Origin of the sequence: Pseudomonas ovata, from assembly GCF_003131185.1 — a bacterium.
GTDB classification, from domain to species: Bacteria; Pseudomonadota; Gammaproteobacteria; order Pseudomonadales; family Pseudomonadaceae; genus Aquipseudomonas; species Aquipseudomonas ovata.
The window spans coordinates 307461-325814 of sequence record NZ_QFFU01000001.1; the positions used below are offsets into that span (position 1 = coordinate 307461).

At 61.3% G+C, this 18354-nt stretch carries 12 protein-coding genes, 1 tRNA gene and 1 pseudogene; 11 read left to right on the forward strand and 3 right to left on the reverse strand.

The window, feature by feature from the left end:
* Position 1 precedes the first annotated feature (1 nt).
* Positions 2 to 1516 (forward strand): tripartite tricarboxylate transporter permease, encoded by a 1515-nt coding sequence (locus DGA31_RS01405; RefSeq protein ID WP_056834561.1) that lies wholly within the window; start codon positions 2 to 4, stop codon positions 1514 to 1516.
* Positions 1509 to 2540: an AbrB family transcriptional regulator gene (locus DGA31_RS01410; protein WP_109511499.1), complete on the forward strand. Its 1032-nt coding sequence runs from the start codon at positions 1509 to 1511 to the stop codon at positions 2538 to 2540. Before DGA31_RS01405 ends, DGA31_RS01410 begins: the two co-directional genes overlap by 8 nt.
* 300 nt (positions 2541 to 2840) lie before the next feature.
* Here the strand turns inward: DGA31_RS01410 and ung are convergent, their stop codons facing one another.
* Both ung and DGA31_RS01420 read right to left on the reverse strand, forming a co-directional pair.
* A complete protein-coding gene (gene ung, locus DGA31_RS01415; protein ID WP_109511299.1) occupies positions 2841 to 3536 on the reverse strand; it encodes a uracil-DNA glycosylase in 696 nt (231 codons plus the stop codon).
* A 133-nt stretch (positions 3537 to 3669) separates the two neighbouring features.
* Entirely contained in the window at positions 3670 to 4074 is a 405-nt protein-coding gene (locus DGA31_RS01420; RefSeq protein ID WP_241509506.1) for a hypothetical protein, read from the reverse strand.
* 328 nt (positions 4075 to 4402) lie between these two features.
* Between DGA31_RS01420 and DGA31_RS01425 the strand changes: the two genes are divergently transcribed.
* The 6 genes from DGA31_RS01425 (at position 4403) to DGA31_RS01450 (ending at position 11588) form a co-directional block, all read left to right on the forward strand.
* A complete protein-coding gene (locus DGA31_RS01425; protein ID WP_109511300.1) occupies positions 4403 to 7708 on the forward strand; it encodes a dermonecrotic toxin domain-containing protein in 3306 nt (1101 codons plus the stop codon).
* A 102-nt stretch (positions 7709 to 7810) separates the two neighbouring features.
* Positions 7811 to 9280, forward strand: a complete 1470-nt coding sequence (locus DGA31_RS01430; protein WP_109511301.1) for a sensor domain-containing diguanylate cyclase — start codon at positions 7811 to 7813, stop codon at positions 9278 to 9280.
* Positions 9277 to 9492, forward strand: coding sequence for a cysteine-rich CWC family protein (locus DGA31_RS01435; RefSeq protein WP_056834549.1), 216 nt, complete (start codon positions 9277 to 9279; stop codon positions 9490 to 9492). Before DGA31_RS01430 ends, DGA31_RS01435 begins: the two co-directional genes overlap by 4 nt.
* A gap of 4 nt (positions 9493 to 9496) precedes the next feature.
* Complete coding sequence (locus DGA31_RS01440) at positions 9497 to 10189, forward strand: pseudouridine synthase (protein WP_109511302.1); 693 nt, start codon at positions 9497 to 9499, stop codon at positions 10187 to 10189.
* 298 nt (positions 10190 to 10487) lie between these two features.
* A complete protein-coding gene (locus DGA31_RS01445) occupies positions 10488 to 11381 on the forward strand; it encodes an alpha/beta fold hydrolase (RefSeq protein ID WP_056834546.1) in 894 nt (297 codons plus the stop codon).
* Positions 11382 to 11514: 133 nt separating this feature from the next.
* Positions 11515 to 11588 (forward strand) — tRNA-Gly (locus DGA31_RS01450).
* A gap of 333 nt (positions 11589 to 11921) precedes the next feature.
* Here the strand turns inward: DGA31_RS01450 and DGA31_RS01455 are convergent.
* Positions 11922 to 12161, reverse strand: coding sequence for a hypothetical protein (locus DGA31_RS01455; RefSeq protein WP_109511303.1), 240 nt, complete (start codon positions 12159 to 12161; stop codon positions 11922 to 11924).
* Between the two features lie 279 nt (positions 12162 to 12440).
* Between DGA31_RS01455 and DGA31_RS31025 the strand changes: the two are divergent.
* The 3 genes and pseudogenes from DGA31_RS31025 to DGA31_RS01465 form a co-directional block, all read left to right on the forward strand.
* Positions 12441 to 12533: pseudogene (locus DGA31_RS31025) on the forward strand (transposase domain-containing protein); the annotation flags it as partial.
* A gap of 192 nt (positions 12534 to 12725) precedes the next feature.
* Positions 12726 to 13883: a response regulator gene (locus tag DGA31_RS01460; RefSeq protein WP_109511304.1), complete on the forward strand. Its 1158-nt coding sequence runs from the start codon at positions 12726 to 12728 to the stop codon at positions 13881 to 13883.
* Positions 13884 to 13912: 29 nt separating this feature from the next.
* Positions 13913 to 18319 (forward strand): response regulator, encoded by a 4407-nt coding sequence (locus DGA31_RS01465; RefSeq protein ID WP_109511305.1) that lies wholly within the window; start codon positions 13913 to 13915, stop codon positions 18317 to 18319.
* The last annotated feature ends 35 nt before the right edge of the window (positions 18320 to 18354 follow it).

An 18354-nucleotide genomic window follows, 5' to 3' on the forward strand; every position in this document is an offset into this window, starting at 1 on the left:
TGTGGATACTTTCAGCTACCTGGGTCATGGCTTTGGCGTGGCCCTCACCCCTTACAACCTGATCACGGCACTGTCCGGCACCCTGATCGGCACCATCGTCGGCCTGCTGCCGGGCCTGGGACCGATCAACGGCGTGGCCCTGCTGATCCCGATCGCCTTCGCCCTGGGCCTGCCGCCGGAATCGGCGCTGATCCTGCTGGCCGCGGTGTACCTGGGCTGCGAATACGGCGGGCGCATCAGCTCCATCCTGCTGAACATCCCCGGCGAAGCCTCCACAGTCATGACCACGCTGGACGGCTACCCGATGGCACGCAAGGGCCTGGCGGGCGTGGCCCTGTCGCTGTCGGCCTGGAGTTCGTTCATCGGTGCGTTCATCGCCACCTGCGGCATGGTGCTGTTCGCCCCGCTGCTGGCCAAATGGGCGATTGCCTTTGGACCGGCCGAATACTTCGTGTTGATGGTTTTTGCCATTGTCTGCCTGGGCGGCATGGCGGGTGACCGGCCGGTGAAGACCTTCATTGCCGCGCTGATCGGCCTGTTTCTGTCGGCGGTCGGTATCGACGCCAACAGCGGCGTGTACCGTTTTACCGGTGACAACATCCACCTTACCGACGGCATCCAGTTCGTGGTGCTGGTGCTGGGCCTGTTCTCGATCAGCGAAATCCTGCTGCTGCTGGAAAAGACCCACCGTGGCCAGGAAGCGGTCAAGGCGACCGGGCGCATGATGTTCAACGTCAAGGAAGCCGCCGCTGTGTTCGCTGTGAACGTGCGCTGCGGACTGATGGGCTTCATTCTTGGTGTACTGCCGGGTGCCGGCGCCACCCTGGCCAGTGCCGTGGCCTACATGACCGAAAAACGCATCGCCGGCAACACCGGCACGTTCGGCCAGGGCGACATGCGCGGCCTGGCCGCACCGGAAACCGCCATTGGCGGTGCAGCCTGTGGCGCCCTGGTACCAATGCTGACCCTGGGCGTACCGGGCTCGGGCACCACGGCCGTGATGATCGGCGCCCTGTCGCTGTACAACATCACCCCCGGCCCGCTGCTGTTCCAGCAACAGCCGGACCTGGTCTGGGGCCTGATCGCCTCGTTGTTCATCGCCAACGTCATGCTGGTGATCCTGAACATCCCGATGATCCGCATCTTCACCCGTATTCTGGCCGTACCGAACTGGGCGCTGGTACCGGTGATCGCGATCATTACCGCGATTGGCGTCTATGCCGTGCATGCCACTACATTCGACCTGTTCCTGATGGTCGGTATCGGCATCTTCGGCTACATCCTGCGCAAGATGGACTTCCCGCTGTCGCCGATCCTGCTCGGTTTCATCCTGGGCGGTCTGATGGAGCAGAACCTGCGCCGCGCGCTGTCGATCTCCAACGGTGACCTGGGCATTCTGTGGAACAGCCCGATCACCCTGGGTGCCTGGGTATTGACCGTGTTCATGCTGCTGTTCCCGATGTACCGCATCTGGCGCAAGCGCGCCAAGCAACGCAATGCCCTGGCCGATGCCTGACAGCACCTGGCGCACCTGGTGGCCAACACCCCTGATCGGCCTGCTGGGCGGCTTCCTGGCCAGCCTGGTGGGCTGGCCATTGCCCTGGATGGTCGGCTCGTTGCTGGCGATCATCCTGGTGCGCTGCCTTACGCCCTGGCAGGTACAGCCGATTCCGGGCGGGCGCAAGGTCGGGCAACTGATCATCGGCGTGGGCATCGGCCTGCACTTCAACACCGAAATCATCGAACAGGTCATGGCGCATTTCGGCCTGATCTTCTTCGGCGCACTGATCACCGGGCTGTCCAGCCTGATCGGCGTCTGGCTGATGCTGCGCACCGGTGAAGACCGCCCCACGGCGTTTTTCTCCAGCATGCCGGGCGGCTCGCAAGAGATGGTCAACCTGGGGGGTCGCAACGGTGCCATGCTCAGCAACGTTGCTGCCGCCCAGAGCCTGCGGGTGCTGGCGGTGGTGTTGTGCATTCCGGCGATCTTCAAGTACCTGCTGGGCGATGGCGCAGCCGTGATGCATGCCGTCAGCGTCGATTGGCGCTGGCTGGTCGGCCTGAGCCTGGGCGGGGCGATGGTGGCCGTGCTCTGGCAACGCCTCAGGCAACCCAACCCCTGGCTGTTCGGCCCGCTGCTGTTGACCTCGGTGCTGAGCATCGGCTGTGACCTGAACCTGGGCCTGCCCAACGGCGCCAGCCAGTTGGGCCAGTTGCTGATCGGCAGCGGGCTGGGCTGTCACTTCAACCGGGCGTTCTTTCGGCGTGCACCGTCGTTTCTGGCACGCACCCTGCTGGGCACCTCGCTGATGATGCTGGTTGCGGCGCTGGCCGCCCTGGGTCTGGGCGCCCTCACGCACCTGGATGTGCGCTCGCTGACCCTGGGCATGATGCCCGGCGGCATCGCCGAGATGAGCCTGACTGCCGAGGTGCTGCAATTGTCCGTGCCCCTGGTCACGGCCATGCAGGTCATGCGCCTGCTGTTCGTGCTGTTTCTGGCCGAACCGCTGTACCGCCTCTGGGCGCGCAAGGCGGCCTGAGCTTCGCCATTGAACCCCATCCTGTTCCCGTGGGAGGCAGCAACTGTCTGGCAATGACGGGTTTACAAGCGCTGCCTGTCTGTCGACTGTCCTGGCCTCATCGTCGGATCGCCGCCCGCAGCAAGCCGCCTCCCACAGGATTGATGTCGCCCAAGGTCTCGGGCCTGACATCAGGCTGTGGGAGGCAAGCTCTGCTGGCGATAGCTGCGTGACAGGCGTAGCAGGTGTGTTGGCCCTGCAGGCCCTTTCGCCGGCAGAGCAGCTTCCTTGCTGCGCGACGGCGATCAATCTGTATCGAACCTAGACCGTTTCGGGCAGGCGCCAGTCGATCGGTGTCAGGCCGTTCTGCTCCAGGTACTTGTTGGCCCGGCTGAAGTGCCCGTTGCCCAGGAAGCCCTTGTAAGCCGACAGCGGCGACGGGTGCACCGAGGTCAGCACCAGGTGCTTGGTGGCATCGATCAGCTTGCGTTTGCTTTGCGCATGGGCGCCCCAGAGCAGGAACACCAGGTGCGGCTGATGGGCGCTGACCGCCTCGATGACCTTGTCGGTAAAATGCTGCCAACCTTTCCCGGCGTGTGAGGCAGCGTTGGCGCGCTCCACTGTAAGGGTGGTATTAAGCAAGAGTACGCCCTGATCGGCCCAGGATTGCAGGTAGCCGTGGTTGGGAATATCGATATTCAGGTCGCGGTGCAGCTCTTTATAAATGTTCACCAGCGACGGCGGCGTCGGCACGCCGGGCTGCACCGAAAAGCACAGGCCATGCGCCTGACCGGGCCCGTGGTAAGGGTCCTGGCCGATGATCACCACTTTCACGTTATCCAGTGGCGTGGAATTCAAGGCATTGAAGATCAAGGGCCCTGGCGGGTAGATCTCCTTGCCGGCGGCATGCTCCTGGCGCAGGAACTCGCGCAGTTCACTCATGTAGGGTTTCTCGAACTCGGCGCGCAACGCCTCTTTCCAGCTTGGTTCGAGTTTGATCCGGTCTTCACTCGTCATGGCAGTACCCATTAAAACAATGGGCGGACACTAGGAAAGCCGGGCGACAAAGTCAAATGCTCTGCGTCGGGCACACGGCTGCATGAAAAACGGCGCTACGATGAGCGCCGTGTGTGAAGGTTGAACATCCCGGTCAACGACGGTCCCAGTGACCGGACCGCTGGTCACGGTCCCCACGCCGGTAGTCACCGCGATCACCCCGGTCATGGCGACGATCATCGCGACGGTCATACCGGTCGCGATCCCCTCCACGCCACCTGTTATCCCAGCCATGACCGGGCGGACGGCCCGGTGCGTAGTAACGCGGTGATGGCGGCGCGCGGTAGTAAACCCTCGGTGGCGGGTTGTAATAACGTGGCTGGGGAGCGACGTAGATACGGCGCTCCTGATAATAAGTGGGGCTGTAACCGGTGTCGTAGTAACGCCTTACCTCGGTGTCGGGTCGGGAGTACACATCCGATTCATAGTAGCCAGGGCCTGCGTAACAGCCGGCGATGAACAGAGACAGCAGCAAGACAAACAAGGATTGTCGATACATGGCGGCCTCCTGGACCGCAGGTGGTCCAACCAGCGACGCTGGCCGGTGTCCGTCCATACACTGGGGGACGATAGATCAGACTGGAAAACGAGCCGCAAGTGCGACGACGCTGGTGCGTCATTTTCAGCGAAACCTGTCGTCTTTCAGGCTGAAAGCCACGTTACATAAGGGTTTCAAGGTCAAGACCAGCCCTTTACGAATATGCAACAAGACATTTCATAGCAAAGTGCGACCCTTCAACAGCCGCAGCGATGCGCGCTACATAGTTAGCCCCAGGCATTGGCCAGGTCGCGACATAGTGAGTCGCCCTCCACTTGCGAACCTCACCATGCACGACACCTTCAGCAATGCCCCGGTATTTCCGGAACCGGCCCTCTTGCCCGGCCAGGACCAGGAGCGCGCCGACCAACTGCCGGCCGGCAATGCCTTCGCCCTGTCACCTTTCTATTATTCGACCGTCAATCAGCGCCTGCACGGTCTGGAAACGCCCTCCCCCCTGGCCGACCCACTCACCCTCAAACAGCTGAGCCGCTTGCGCAAAAGCCCGGGCTTTGCCTTGATCGGCGACTCGCCGCTGCTGCTGCAAGCGGTGCAACTGGACCTGGACTACCCCGTGCCCTGGCCTGTCTATGCACGCGAGCGCCTGAGCGGGCATTTGCAAGTCATGGCTGGCCAGCCACTTGATCCCGACCACCTGCGGCTGCGCTTGAGCCATGCCCAGGGCTGGGTCGATGAGCATGGTGATGAACACCACCTGCTCGATTGCAGCCTGACCGAACTGGCCGTCGCCAGTGCCGACCTGCAACAGCTGGCAGCGCTGGCCCGTACCACGCCAGTCGATGACCGTCCGCTGCCAGGGCTGGAACACATGAGCGCCAGTGACGTGCTGCGTCGTGTGATCGATCAACGCTGGTTTGATGATTATCTGCAAGGCCTCGACACCTTCTGGCAGCGCCATGCCAATACCTGGCTGAGTCTGGCCCGACTGGCGTTCATCGATGAGCTGGCACACCAGCGCAAGCGTGGCACGTTGAGCCAGGCCGGCTACTACCTGACCCTGGACGCTCTGGGCTACGCCTCATTTCCCACCGACAGCCAGACCCTGGCCGCTGGACGTCTCGGCGGCAAGGCCGAGGTGCGCCTGCTGTATATCGACGATGAGCCGGTGCCCGGCCTGTTCCAGGTCCGCTCCAGGCTCAATGCACATTGTTTCATTCACCGGCCCGGCACCGCGCAAGCGCCCATCGAATACATCAGCGACGACCCCGAAGTCATGACTGCTCGCCTGCTCGGGGCCCTGAACGCCTCGAACTGGCATCGCCAGTGGCTGGAGCAGCAGCCGGCCGCACACGACAAGCCGCCACGCCTTGAATCGCGCCCCCTGCAAGGCGATGTCTTTCGCACGCTGCTACAGGTTGCCCGCGAGTGTGCCGAGGACTCGCCCAGCCCGCACAACGACGACCTGTTGCACCGTTTTATCGCCCGCAGCATGAGCCTCGCCTGTGCTGTCGATCTCTGGCAGGCACAACCGGCCATCCTTGACGCCTTGCCCAGGCCCGACCAGGTCGCAAACGAACTGATGAAAAGCTGGCTGCATGAACACCATGGCCTGGACCTTGACCCACGCCAGGTATTCATCGCCTACCGTCCTGGCGAATTCCGGACATTGCTGGGCCATGTCAGCCAGGCCAACACCTGGTTCCACGTGCCCGACGAGACGCCGCTGAACCTGGCCAAGGCCCTGATCGGCCATTACCAGATAGAGTCGCCCAGCGGCTATATCGATCATGGCGCCCGGACCGTGGTCTACCACGACCCCGGCGGCAAGGGCGAATGGGCCCGGGACCGGGTACTGTCCATCGAGGCCGCTGCCGTGTGTGCGTACATCGAACAGACCGATTTCCTGGCCGTCATGACCCGGCGCATCGTTGTGTTCTGGGATGGCCAGCAAGACAGCATCGAACGCGCCTTGTGCGCGCTGCTGGTCACTCAGGCGGTGATCAGCCTCAAGACCGGCACATTGCAACGCAGCGGCTTTGCCGCCATCGTCGCCAGTTTTCACAGCCCGGCGCCCTGCTGGAAGGCCCTGGGTTTTGACGTGCAGAGCGACCCGCTCGAAGGCCTGTCACGCCAGCCCTGTGCCAGCCTGCTGGTCCTGTGTCCGGACAATACATCGCGGCGCGTGCTGTACCAGGCCGGGCAGCACAAGGCGTTCATCGAGTTTGCCGATGCCACCGCCCTGAGCGCCTACCTGGGCAAGGCCAGTGCTGACGAGCGCTGGCGCCATGCGGTGCTGAATTATGTTCCGGCCCGTCATCGCGAACGGCTTGCCTACCTGTTCAAGTACTGGAGCGGGCTTGAACAGGCCTCGCCAGCCTCGTTACTGCGGCCCTGGACCGACCTGATCTACAACCCCGATGTGCACCGCACCCTCGCCGATGCCTTGCATGAACATGCCTTGCCAGCCGGCCCGCCCATGCCCTTCATGCGCCAGACGCTCAAGGCCAATGCACTGGAGGACGCCCGTCAGTTGATCGTGACGTCGCGCCAGGCCTCGCTGCAATACTGGCGCGCACGCCTGCAGCATCTGCAATGGCTGCTGGCGCCGATGTCGCTGCTGCTGACTCCGGCCATGCTCGCCTCACTGGCCACGCAAGCCGGGCTGGTGGGCGTAGATATCGCCCAGGCCAACCTGCCCGGCCAGCGCCAGGCCGAAAAACGCCAGGCGCTGCTGTCGACGCTGACCCTGGGGCTGCTCGGCCTGGCCCCCCTGACGCCTCGCCTGTACGGCGCGCTGAACAGGCTTGGCACTGTCGGCAAGGCGGGGGTGCACGCAGCCAAGGCACCGGCGCGCTCCTTGCACACGCTTGGCACCTGGCTGGGGCGCTCGCCGGGCCGGCGCCAGACACGGCTGGAGAAGTTCTTCCACACCGACAGCCTGCTCAAGCGCTGGACGATTGCACCCCACCCGCATTTCGGCGGCATGGCTGTGCACGCCTGGAAAGTGGGGCGCAAGTTTCTGCTATGGACCTGCGACCGAGGCCAGGCCAGGACGCTGGTGGTCAGCACCCACGGCTATCACCTGCCCTGGAGCAAGACCATTGCGATCCCCAATGGCACCCACATCCATACCTATGCCCCGCACGGGTATGTACTGATCGACCCGGCGCTGCACCGTGTGGTCAATCAGCGCGCCAGTCCGTTCGGCATTTCCAGTGCAGCCGGCAACACTGTGGTGCCACCTGGCGCGTCGCTGCCGCCGCTGACCCTGACCGATAAACTCATGGCTGGCACAGCGCAGACCGGCCGTCTGAAAAACTACACACTGTCCAAGTACCAGGGCCAGGGCGGCGAGAGCTATCAGGAAATCACCCAGGTCGTGCGCAACAGCAATGCCCGGCCGTTCGGCAATCAACAGCCGCCTGCACCCATGGATGTCCTGACCGTACGCAACCGCTTCGGCCGCCTGCCACCGACGCTGGAAGACCTGTTCGATACCCTGGCCGCCCAAGGCATTCATTACGACCGGATCCTGCTGCTGCATTGCCGCTGCGCCGCCCTTGCCGGGCTGTTGCGCCGGGCGCCGGTGTGGAGTGCGCCAGGGCTGGGCCAGGACGTACCGATCACGCCCTGACCCTATGGCGCGATAAATGCAAAATGATCGTCCAATAGAGTGCCGCAGGGTGTTTCGTCTACTATGCCAGCCCTCAGGTTTATCCAGCCGTCCGGACTTGTCATGCCTTTTCCCAACACCGTTACCTCGCAGCGCCCCTTGTTACTGACCCTGGTGGTGCTGCTTGCAAGCGGGTTCCTGGCCACTTCACTGCTGAGCTATTACGCGTCGCGGACTTCGATCCGCGACAGCATCATCAACACCGAACTGCCGCTGACGTCCGACACGGTGTATTCGGAAATCCAGAAAGACCTGGTCCGGCCGGTGCTGATTTCCTCGATGATGTCGCGTGACACCTTCATGCGTGACTGGGTGGTGGGCGGCGAGCGTAACACCGGGCAGATGACCCGCTACCTGCGCGAAGTCATGGACCACTACGGGGCCTACACGGCATTTTTCATTTCCGATGCCACGCTGACCTACTACCAGGCCAAGGGCGTGCTGAAAAAGATCAGGCCGGGTGAAGCGCGCGACGCCTGGTATTACCGCGTGCGCGACATGAGCGAGCCCTACGAGATCAGCGTCGACCCGGACATGGCCAACCAGGACAGCATGACGTTTTTCATCAACTACAAGGTCTTCGACTACGAGAACCGCTTTATCGGCGCCGCCGGCGTAGGCCTGACGGTCGATGCGGTGATCAAGCTGATCGACCGCTACCAACAGCGCTATGACCGCAGCGTGTACTTCGTCGACACCACCGGGCGCATCGTGCTGACCGGGGCCGGTGGCGGACCACAGGGTGCGAAAATCGGCCAGTCGCTCAAGGACCTGCCGAACCTGCGCGACCTGCAGGACAAACTGCCCAAGCCGCACAGCGGCACTTATGAGTACAAGGCCGAAGGCGAAGGCCACTTTCTCAACGTGCGCTTCATTCCCGAGCTGAACTGGTACCTGTTCGTCGACAAGCAGGAGGACAGCGCCCTGAGCGATGTGCGTCAGTCGCTCTACATCAACCTGGCGATTTGCCTGGTGGTCACCCTGGTCGTGATGTTGCTGCTGCACAGGATCCTGCGGCGCTACCAGCAGCGCCTGGAAACCCAGGCCACCCTCGACAGCCTGACCGGCCTGCCCAACCGCCGCGGCTTCAACCTGCTGGCCGGCAATACCCTCGACAGTCAGGGCCCGTTGACGGTGCTGCTGCTGGACCTGGACCACTTCAAGCACCTCAACGACACCCACGGCCACCTGGCCGGTGACACGGTGCTGGCCGGCTTTGCCGAAGACCTCCGCAGTTGCCTGCGCCAGTCGGATGTCATCTGCCGCTGGGGCGGCGAAGAGTTCATCATCCTGCTGCGCGACAGCGACCTGGCCGGCGCCCAGCGAGTCGCCGAACAGATCCGCCTGCTTGCCGAAGGCCACGACTATTCATTCTCGGGTGTCACCTTGCAGGTCACCGTCAGCGTGGGCCTGACCGAGCGCCAGGGCGCCGACAACCTGCAAGACCTGATCGCCCGTGCCGACCGGGCGCTGTACCGGGCCAAGCTGAGCGGTCGCAATCAGGTGTGCATCGAGCAGGCGGTGCCGGCATGAACACACCCGACCCGACCCTGTGCCCGGCCTGCGGGCAGAGCAATCGCTGTACCCTGGCCGACCCGCGCACTGCCACCCGGCCGTGCTGGTGCTTCAGTGTCAGCATCGCGCCTGAGCGCCTCGACGCCCTGGCGCCCGAACTGCGTGACAAGACCTGCCTGTGCCCTCGCTGCGCCGGCATCGAACTTGCCACCCCCGTACAAGACGACTGACGCCATGCGCCTGGACCGCTTTCTTGGCAACCTGCCACGTTTCAACCGCCAGCAAGTGCGTCTGGCGCTGGTCGCCGGCCGCGTTCAGGTCGACGGACAGGTGGTGCGTGATCCGCTGCATGAGGTGCGTGAGTTCAGTTGCGTGCAGGTTGACGGTGAGGTACTGCAGGCCGGCAAGCCGGCGCGCTACTTCATGCTGCACAAGCCCGCCGGCTGCGTCAGCGCCACGACCGACCCGCGGCATCGTACCGTGCTCGACCTGCTGGACGTCCCCGACAAGCATGAACTGCACATTGCCGGGCGCCTGGATTTCAACACCACAGGGTTAATGTTGCTGACCAACGACGGGCAATGGTCCAGGCGCCTGACCCAGCCGCAGACCAAGCAACCAAAAGTGTATTACGTCGAAACCGAGCAACTGATCGACGAACGGTATGTGGCTCGTTTTGCCGAAGGCTTTTACTTCGCCTTCGAAAACATCACCACCCAGCCCGCCCGCCTGACCCTGCTCGGCTCGCGCCAGGCGCGCCTGAGCATTGTCGAAGGCCGCTATCACCAGGTGAAGCGCATGTTCGGCCATTTCGACAACAAGGTATTGATTCTGCACAGAGAAAGCATGGGCCCGCTCTTGCTGGACGCGGACCTGTCACCGGGCCAGTACCGCCCCCTGAGCGCCACGGAAATCCTCGCCGTCTGACCGTCAGTCGGACGCCTCCCTCCAGGCGTGTAACAACGTACGAACGGCACTTGCGGGTTCCGGGATCGACTGCTTGAATCCAATCGTCGGTCTGCATGTGACCGACAAGTCATACCCGCATTCTAAGAAACCTTTTGCCGTACCGGGCCCCGGCCCCACGACAAAACGCCCGCCTAATAACAACACCTGTCGGACAGATCGTTCGGATCGACATGGGCCTTTCAGGCGTATGCCTACCTGTCACGAAACTCGTGCAAATTAATTTGCGCGCACACTTGTCTACGCCAGGAGAAGACATATGAGGCCAGAAACCGCTGTGCTTGATATACAAGGATTGTTCAGGGTGTACACCGAGTTCTACCGCTCGGACACCGCAGAAAAGACCATCGTGATGGTCAACGGCTCACTGGCCACCACGGCATCCTTTGCCCAGACCGTTCGCAACCTGTACCCACAATTCAATATCGTGCTCTACGACCAACCCTATGCCGGCAAATCCAAACCTCACAACCGGCATGAAAAACCGCTGACCCGCGAAATGGAAGGCCAGATCCTGCTGGAGCTGATCGACCATTTCCAGGCTGAACACGTGATGTCCTTTTCATGGGGCGGCGCGGCCACGCTGGTGGCCCTGGCGCACCGGCCACGGCGCATCGAAAAAGCCGTGATCAGCTCGTTCTCGCCACGCATCAACGACGCCATGCGCGACTACCTGTTGCGCGGCATCACGCACCTGGGTGCGCACGACCGTCATGAAGTCGGGCAACTGATCAACGGCACCATCGGCAAGCACCTGCCGTCGCTGTTCAAGCGCTTCAACTACCGGCACGTCAGCAGCCTGGACCTGCATGAATACGACCAGATGCACTACCACATCAGCCAGGTACTGGAAATCGACCCGCAGAACTACCTGACGGCCGCGCAGAACATCAACGTACCGGTGCTGTTCCTCAACGGCGCGCTCGATGAATACACCAGCGCCTGCGACGCGCCGCTGTTCGCCAACTATGTCGAGCACAGCCGTTTCAGCATCCTCCAGGATGCCGGCCACTTTCTGGACATGGAAAACAAGGCCGCCTGCCGCGATTCGAAACGTGCACTGACGGAGTTCCTGAAGCCCGAACCCTCGGCCTCCAGCAGCCCCCGTTATTCCATCCACCCGACTTCGAGCCACCATGCATTTGCTTTCTGAAGCCGACGTACCCGACCTGCGGATCCATTCGCCGACGCCAATCCGATGCCTCTCGGCGAATGATCCAGGCCAACCGATTGAAATCAGGGCTTCAATTGAATGCCACTATCTGGTACAACGTCAGTCGCTTTGCGCGGGTGTCGTATAATGGCATTACTCCAGCTTCCCAAGCTGATAACGAGGGTTCGATTCCCTTCACCCGCTCCAGCCCCTTCCGCGTAACCTCCGGTTACCGCACCGATAGCCACAAAGCCATGCAGTAACTGGCTTTGGCTATTCGCGATACCGCCCTCCTCCCGGCTCCATACTCTTTTTTCACTTCGAAAAAATCGCCTCAGCGTCTCTCATCGTGACACCTGCGCTTCCTGCTGCACCTGAACCCGCTCGGGCAGATCGCGAAGATTGACCCACACCTCTCCGTGCCAATGCAACATTCCGAGCCGGCAGCCCTGCCGACGCCTATCGACTCGAATGGGCTCATCCGCGCCCGCTTCGCGAGACATTGCCGACTACTCACTCTCAAGGATTTTCAAGCTATCGCTATTCGAGCTTACTGGCCTGAGCGTCAGACGAAAACTCCTTAGCCTTGAGCCGTTGGCCGTTAGGCAGGATGATTTCAAGTTCAGTGCCGACAGGTTTTGGCTGAAGCTGACTAGCCTGGCCATGTGCTTTGTTTGCCATTGCTCTGCGCTCAATCATTGACGGATAGTGAGACGCGATGAACGTAATAACGCCTACAGGCATTAGCACCCAAAGCGTAATGGCCAATGCGGATTTCATTTTCCTGCTCCTGGTTCTTTTCCCCTTGAGGAGGGCCTGAAGTAGCCATGTATTTCTGGCGGGCTTCAGCCCCCGCCGATCCTGGAAGCGGCAAATCGATCAAAAACGATCAGGTCACCCGCTCATTTCTGTGTTTTAACTGCCACGAGCACATCGCGGCAGCCATTTCCCACCTTACAGGCGCACATCGATCGTATTGCCAAGTGTCGGCGTGCCATCCATAGGGTAGACAGTGTCACTCGTTGCACGGTGTTCTTCGTTAGACCACCGCCCCGTATGCATGCTTATCTGCGGGATGTGCTCATGCGGCTACCGACGCAGCGGGCCAGTAAGATCGAGCGACTGCTGCCGCCTCAGTGGATGCCTGCCTGATCGGTGCAAGGTGTGCCAACCACGCGGCTGCATTCACCTTGACCAGCATGCGGCGCCCTGGTGACAGCCATCGGCCACTAAAGTTCTCCAGAACAGCCAAAGCTTGATAACGGCTGCATATTTCTCGGCTACGCTCCCCAAAACGGAGCGGCTTTCCTGGCTGTCCTCGATTAGCAAGGGAGCTGATATCCCATGAATAGCGAGCACAATGTTCCTCAGCCCACTACCGTTCTCGTGGTCGACGACACCCCCGACAATCTGATGTTAATGGTTGACCTGCTCAAGGATCGTTATCGGATCAAAGCCGCCAACAGCGGCGAGAAGGCGTTGCGTATCCTTGAGCGCGACCCGTTACCGGATCTGATTCTGCTGGACATCATGATGCCTGAACTGTCCGGCTACGAAGTGGCCAAGCGCTTGAAACAGGCGCCGCGAACATGTGATATCCCAATCATCTTCCTTACCGCCATGGCCACCATCGAAGACGAGATCATCGGCCTCGAAATGGGGGCTGTGGACTATATAACCAAACCGATCAGCCCACCGTTGGTGCTGGCAAGAGTCGATACTCAACTCAAGGTCAAAGCGGCTGCCGACTTCCTGCGAGACAAGAACGACTTTCTTGAGCAGGAGGTGCAGCGGCGCACCCGCGAGGTGACGGCGATTCAGGATGTCACCATCCATGCGATGGCCTCTCTTGCCGAGACCCGTGACAACGAGACCGGCAACCATATCCGTCGAACCCAGCATTACATTCGGTTATTGGCAAATCTACTGCGTGAGCATTCACGGTTTCGGCACTTTCTTGATGAGGACACTATCAGGCTGCTGTTCAAGTCCGCGCCGTTGCATGACATCGGCAAGATCGGCATTCCCGACCATATCTTGCTCAAGCCGGGGCGCTTCACCCCCGAAGAGTTCGAGATTATGAAGACTCACACCACACTGGGACGCGATGCCATTCAGCATGCCGAGAATCAGTTGGGTGTGAAGGTTGATTTTTTACGTCTCGCCAAGGAAATCGCTTACAGCCATCAGGAAAAATGGGACGGCAGTGGCTACCCGCAGGGGCTGGCTGCTGATGACATTCCCATCAGCGCCCGCCTGATGGCAGTAGCGGACGTCTACGACGCCTTGATCAGCCGACGCGTGTACAAGCCGGGCATGCCTCATGAGCAGGCGGTCGGCATCATTCGCGCGGGACGCGGCTCGCATTTCGATCCCGATATCTGCGACGTCTTTGTGGCTAACGCAGAGCGCTTTCGTGAAATATCCGAGCGCTTCTCTGACACCGATCAAGACATGGCCAGGCAACTGGCAACGTTAGCGCACATTGCCCGGCAACCTTGAATTCGGTGCACCCTCTCAAGAGAAGATACATGACCCTATTATTCGACCTGCTGGAGCGTCTCCCTCTTGGGCGCAAGCTGCTGATCGGCTTCAGCGCTCTGCTCGCGATGATCCTGCTGCTTGGTGTGCAGAGCCTGCGTTCTCAGAGCGCACTCAAGCACGAGATGCAGCAGTTGTATCAGCAAGACCTGGTCGGCATAGAACTGGTGCAAGAGGCCCGGGTGCAGTTGCCCCATGTGATGCAGGCCCTGCAAAGAGCGGTCGGTACCAATAATGCGGACGTGCGCATCGCAGCATTGACTCACATGCAAGAAGCGCAGAAGCACTTGCAAGAGGCCATAGCTCAGGCGCGCCCGACCTTGCGCCGACCTGCCAGCCAGAAGGGGCTGGCCGAATTCGAGGTTTCCCTGCAACGTCTGTTGAGCAGCGGTGATGAGGCGCTCGCACTGATAGGGCGTGGCTATTCGGGCCAGGCCATGGCCGTGCTCACAAGTCAGGCGTTCATCGATCTGGAAATGGAAAGCGATGCGCTGTTGAATCGTGTGGCGGAAAACAAGAAAGCCGATATTCACGATACGGCGAAGTATCTCGCCGATTATGCAGTGCGCAGCAGCAATGTGACTTACGCCCTGTTGCTGTGTGGCTCGACGCTGGCACTGATACTTGCATGGCTGGTCAGCCGATCGATTCGCCTGCCTCTCAACCGGGTACGCGTGGCGGTGGATGAGCTGGCATCCGGCAAGCTTGATCAGCAGATTCCCCATACAGACCTGCAGAACGAGACCGGCGACCTGGCGCGTGCTATCGCCAAGCTCCAGCTTGAGTCGCGTCAGCTTGAGCGCCAGCGCTGGATCAAAGGGCACGCCTCCTTGCTGCAGATAGACCTGCAGCAAGCGGAAACGCCGCAGGATTTGGCCCAGGCCTTCTTCAGCCGCATGGTCCCGCAGTTGGCCATGTGCCAAGGGGCGCTGTATGCCCTCTATCAGGGAGCCTCACAGCTGCGATTGCTGGGCGGCTACGCGCTGGATGGGCAAAGCCAGCCATACGCAGAGGTGGAGATGGGTGAAGGCCTTGTAGGCCAGTGTGCCCGCGATCACAAACCGCGTCAGTTTAACGAGCTTCCAGAATCCTTTTGGCATGTGCGCTCCCACTTGGGCGAGGCGCAAGTCAGCCATTTGCTGGTACAGCCGATCATGCGTGGCGAGCGCTTGCTCGGGGTGCTGGAGCTAGCCGGGTTCCATCCTCTGGATGAGGACGAGGAACTGCTACTGCAGGAGGTGCTTCCCAGGCTGGCTGGTGCCTTGGCGATCATGGAGCGAAGCGAAGCCGCTCAGGCATTGCTGCAGGAGACGCGTCGTCAAGCAGACGAGATGGGCAGTCAGGCGCAGCAACTGGAGCGCCAGGCTCAGGAGCTGGAGGCCCAGCAGGGTGCACTGCGCGCGACCGAAGCCTGGTATCGCGGCATCATCGAAGCGTCACCTGACGGCATTTTGGTAATAGGTGCCGACGGTCGCATCATGATGACCAACCCGCAACTCGACATTCTATTTGGCTATGAACAGGGTGAACTGATCGGGGCTTTTGTCGAGCGGTTGGTGCCGAAAGCCGCTCGCGAACGGCATGTTGGTTTACGCGACGGTTTCATCGCCAACGGCACCACGCGCCAGATGGGCGGTAACCTGGATGACCTGCGCGGCGTGCGCAAGGACAGCAGCCAGTTTTCGGTGGAAATTGGCCTTTCTCATCTGCCTAGCCTCGAGGGGCGTGGTATCTGCGTCTGCGCATCGGTGCGTGACGTCAGTGAGCGACGGGCGATGGAAACCAGGCTGCGCACAGCAAGCGACCGCTTGAGCCTGGCTCAGGAGGCGGGTGATATTGGCCTGTTCGACGTTGACCTGGTGACAGGTCAAGACTACTGGACGCCGCAGCTGGAGCACATGTTCGGGCTCGAAACGGGAGCGTTTGGCGGGACCATGGCGCATTGGAATGCACTGCTGCATCCCGATGACGCGCAGGCTGCCGAGGCTGCTTACGCAAAGGCGATTTTAAGCGGTGTAGATCGTTTTGAACTGGATTTTCGCATCGTAAGGCGCAACGACGGCGCGGTGCGCACCTTCAAATCGCTCAGCCGTTTCACGCGGGCTGCGGATGGCAAGCCACTGCGTGCCACGGGTGTCAAGATCGACATCACCGAACTGGTGGAGGCGCGGGCGGTGGCTGAAGAGGCGACTCGAGCCAAGAGCGAGTTCCTCGCCAATATGAGCCATGAAATCCGCACACCGATGAACGCCATCATCGGCATGAGCCACCTGGCGTTGCGCACCGAACTGGACAGCAGGCAGCGCAACTACATCGAGAAAGTCAATCGCTCAGCGGAGAATCTGCTGGGCATCATCAATGACATTCTCGATTTCTCCAAGATCGAGGCAGGCAGGATGAGCCTTGAGCATATTCCTTTCCGCCTGGAAGACGTACTCGACAGCTTTGCAAACATGGTCGGTCTGAAGGCCCAGGACAAGGAACTGGAGTTGCTGTTCAACATGCAACCGCAATTGAGCACCGCTCTGGTTGGCGATCCCCTGCGATTGGGGCAGGTGCTTATCAATCTGGGCAACAATGCCGCCAAGTTCACCGAGCGCGGTGAGATTGTGGTCGGCGCAGAACAGACAGGTACGAACGGCGAGCAGGTCGAGCTGCATTTCTGGGTGCGTGACACCGGTATCGGCATGACCTTAGAACAGTGCGAGCGCATGTTCATGTCGTTCAGCCAGGCCGACAGTTCAACCACACGCAAGTATGGGGGCACCGGGTTGGGTCTTTCCATTTCGAAGAAGCTGGTGGAGCTGATGGAGGGACGAATCTGGGTGGAAAGCGTGCCGGGACACGGTTCTACCTTCCATTTCCAGGTGCGCCTGGGCCTGCAACAGGGTGTACCGCCACGGCGCATGTTCAGGGCCGACGAATTGCCGGGCATGCGTATTCTGGTGGTGGACGACAACGCCAGCGCCCGGGAAATCCTCTCGGGCATGGCGCGCAGCTTCGGCCTGGAGGTGGACGTCGCCGAGAACGGCGGCAGGGCACTTCGCCTGCTGGGCGATGCCGAAGCGCGCGAGCTGCCTTACGACCTGGTGCTGATGGACTGGCGGATGCCTGGTATGGACGGCATGGAAACGGTGAGCCGGATGCGCTCTGGCAACCCGCGCCCCACGCCATCGGTGATCATGGTTACCGCCTTCGGCCGTGACGATGCTCGCGATGAGGCCGAGCGGCATGGCATCCAACTGCCAATTGTGCTGACCAAGCCGGTGACCTCATCGTCATTGCTCGAAGCCATCGGCGCGGTCTTGTATCGGGCACCGCAAGGCGAGACCCGGACGAGCGAGCGTTCCAAGCAGAGTGCCTATCTTGTTGCCGGCCTACGCGGCGCGCGCTTGCTGCTCGTGGAGGACAACGAGCTGAATCAGGAGCTTGCCTGTGAGCTGCTGGAGAGCGCCGGGATACAGTTGCGCCTTGCACGGCATGGCCAGGAAGCGCTGGACATCCTGATTGGCGATACCGACTTTGACGGTGTGCTGATGGATTGCCAAATGCCGGTCATGGACGGTTATACCGCCACTCGCAGGATCCGTGAGCAGGCACATTTCTCGGAATTACCGATACTCGCCATGACCGCCAACGCGATGGAGGGTGATCGCGAGCGTGCACAGGCCTGTGGCATGAACGACCATATATCCAAACCGTTGAACGTCGACGGCATGTTCGCCACCCTGGCCAAGTGGATCCATCCCAAGCCCTCTCGCCATAAACCTGCGCCTTCATCGCTGGCACCGGCCCTGGCCGACCTGCCGGAGCGCATCGAAGGCATCGATATCGCGGCAGGCCTGAGCACATGCATGGGGCGTCGCGATCTTTACCTGCGCCTGTTGCGCAAATTCCGTGACACTCAAACGGGCTTCCCTGAGCAGTTCCAGGCGGCTTTGGCCGATCCGGACGCGAGCGCTGCCAGCCGACTCGCCCATAGCCTGCGGGGCACCGCTGGCAATATCGGCGCCAAGGCTGTGGCTCAGGCTGCAGGCGCGCTTGAGGGAGCCTGCAAGGCCGGCGATCAGGCGCTCGCCGTAAGCCATTCAGTGACGGAGGTACAGCGCTGCCTGGCGCCAGTCCTGGCAGCCTTGACCCTTCTTGGGGACGGCTGTGCGAGCCCGCAGAGCGGCGCTCTGTGCAACAACACAGAGGTAGAAGCGCAACTGAACTTACTCATACGGTTGCTGGGCGAGAGTGACACTGCTGCAATAAAGGTACTTGAAGATCTACGCCGACAGCGGCTTGATCAGCACCTGGCCAAGCGGCTTGCGCTGGCAGCCCGACAGGTTGAGTTGTTTGACTTTGACCGAGCCCTGGCGTTACTGCAGGGCGAGTCAGCAAGAGGCGCCTGACGGGCGTCTCTCCATCCGCCACCGGGGCCCCCTCC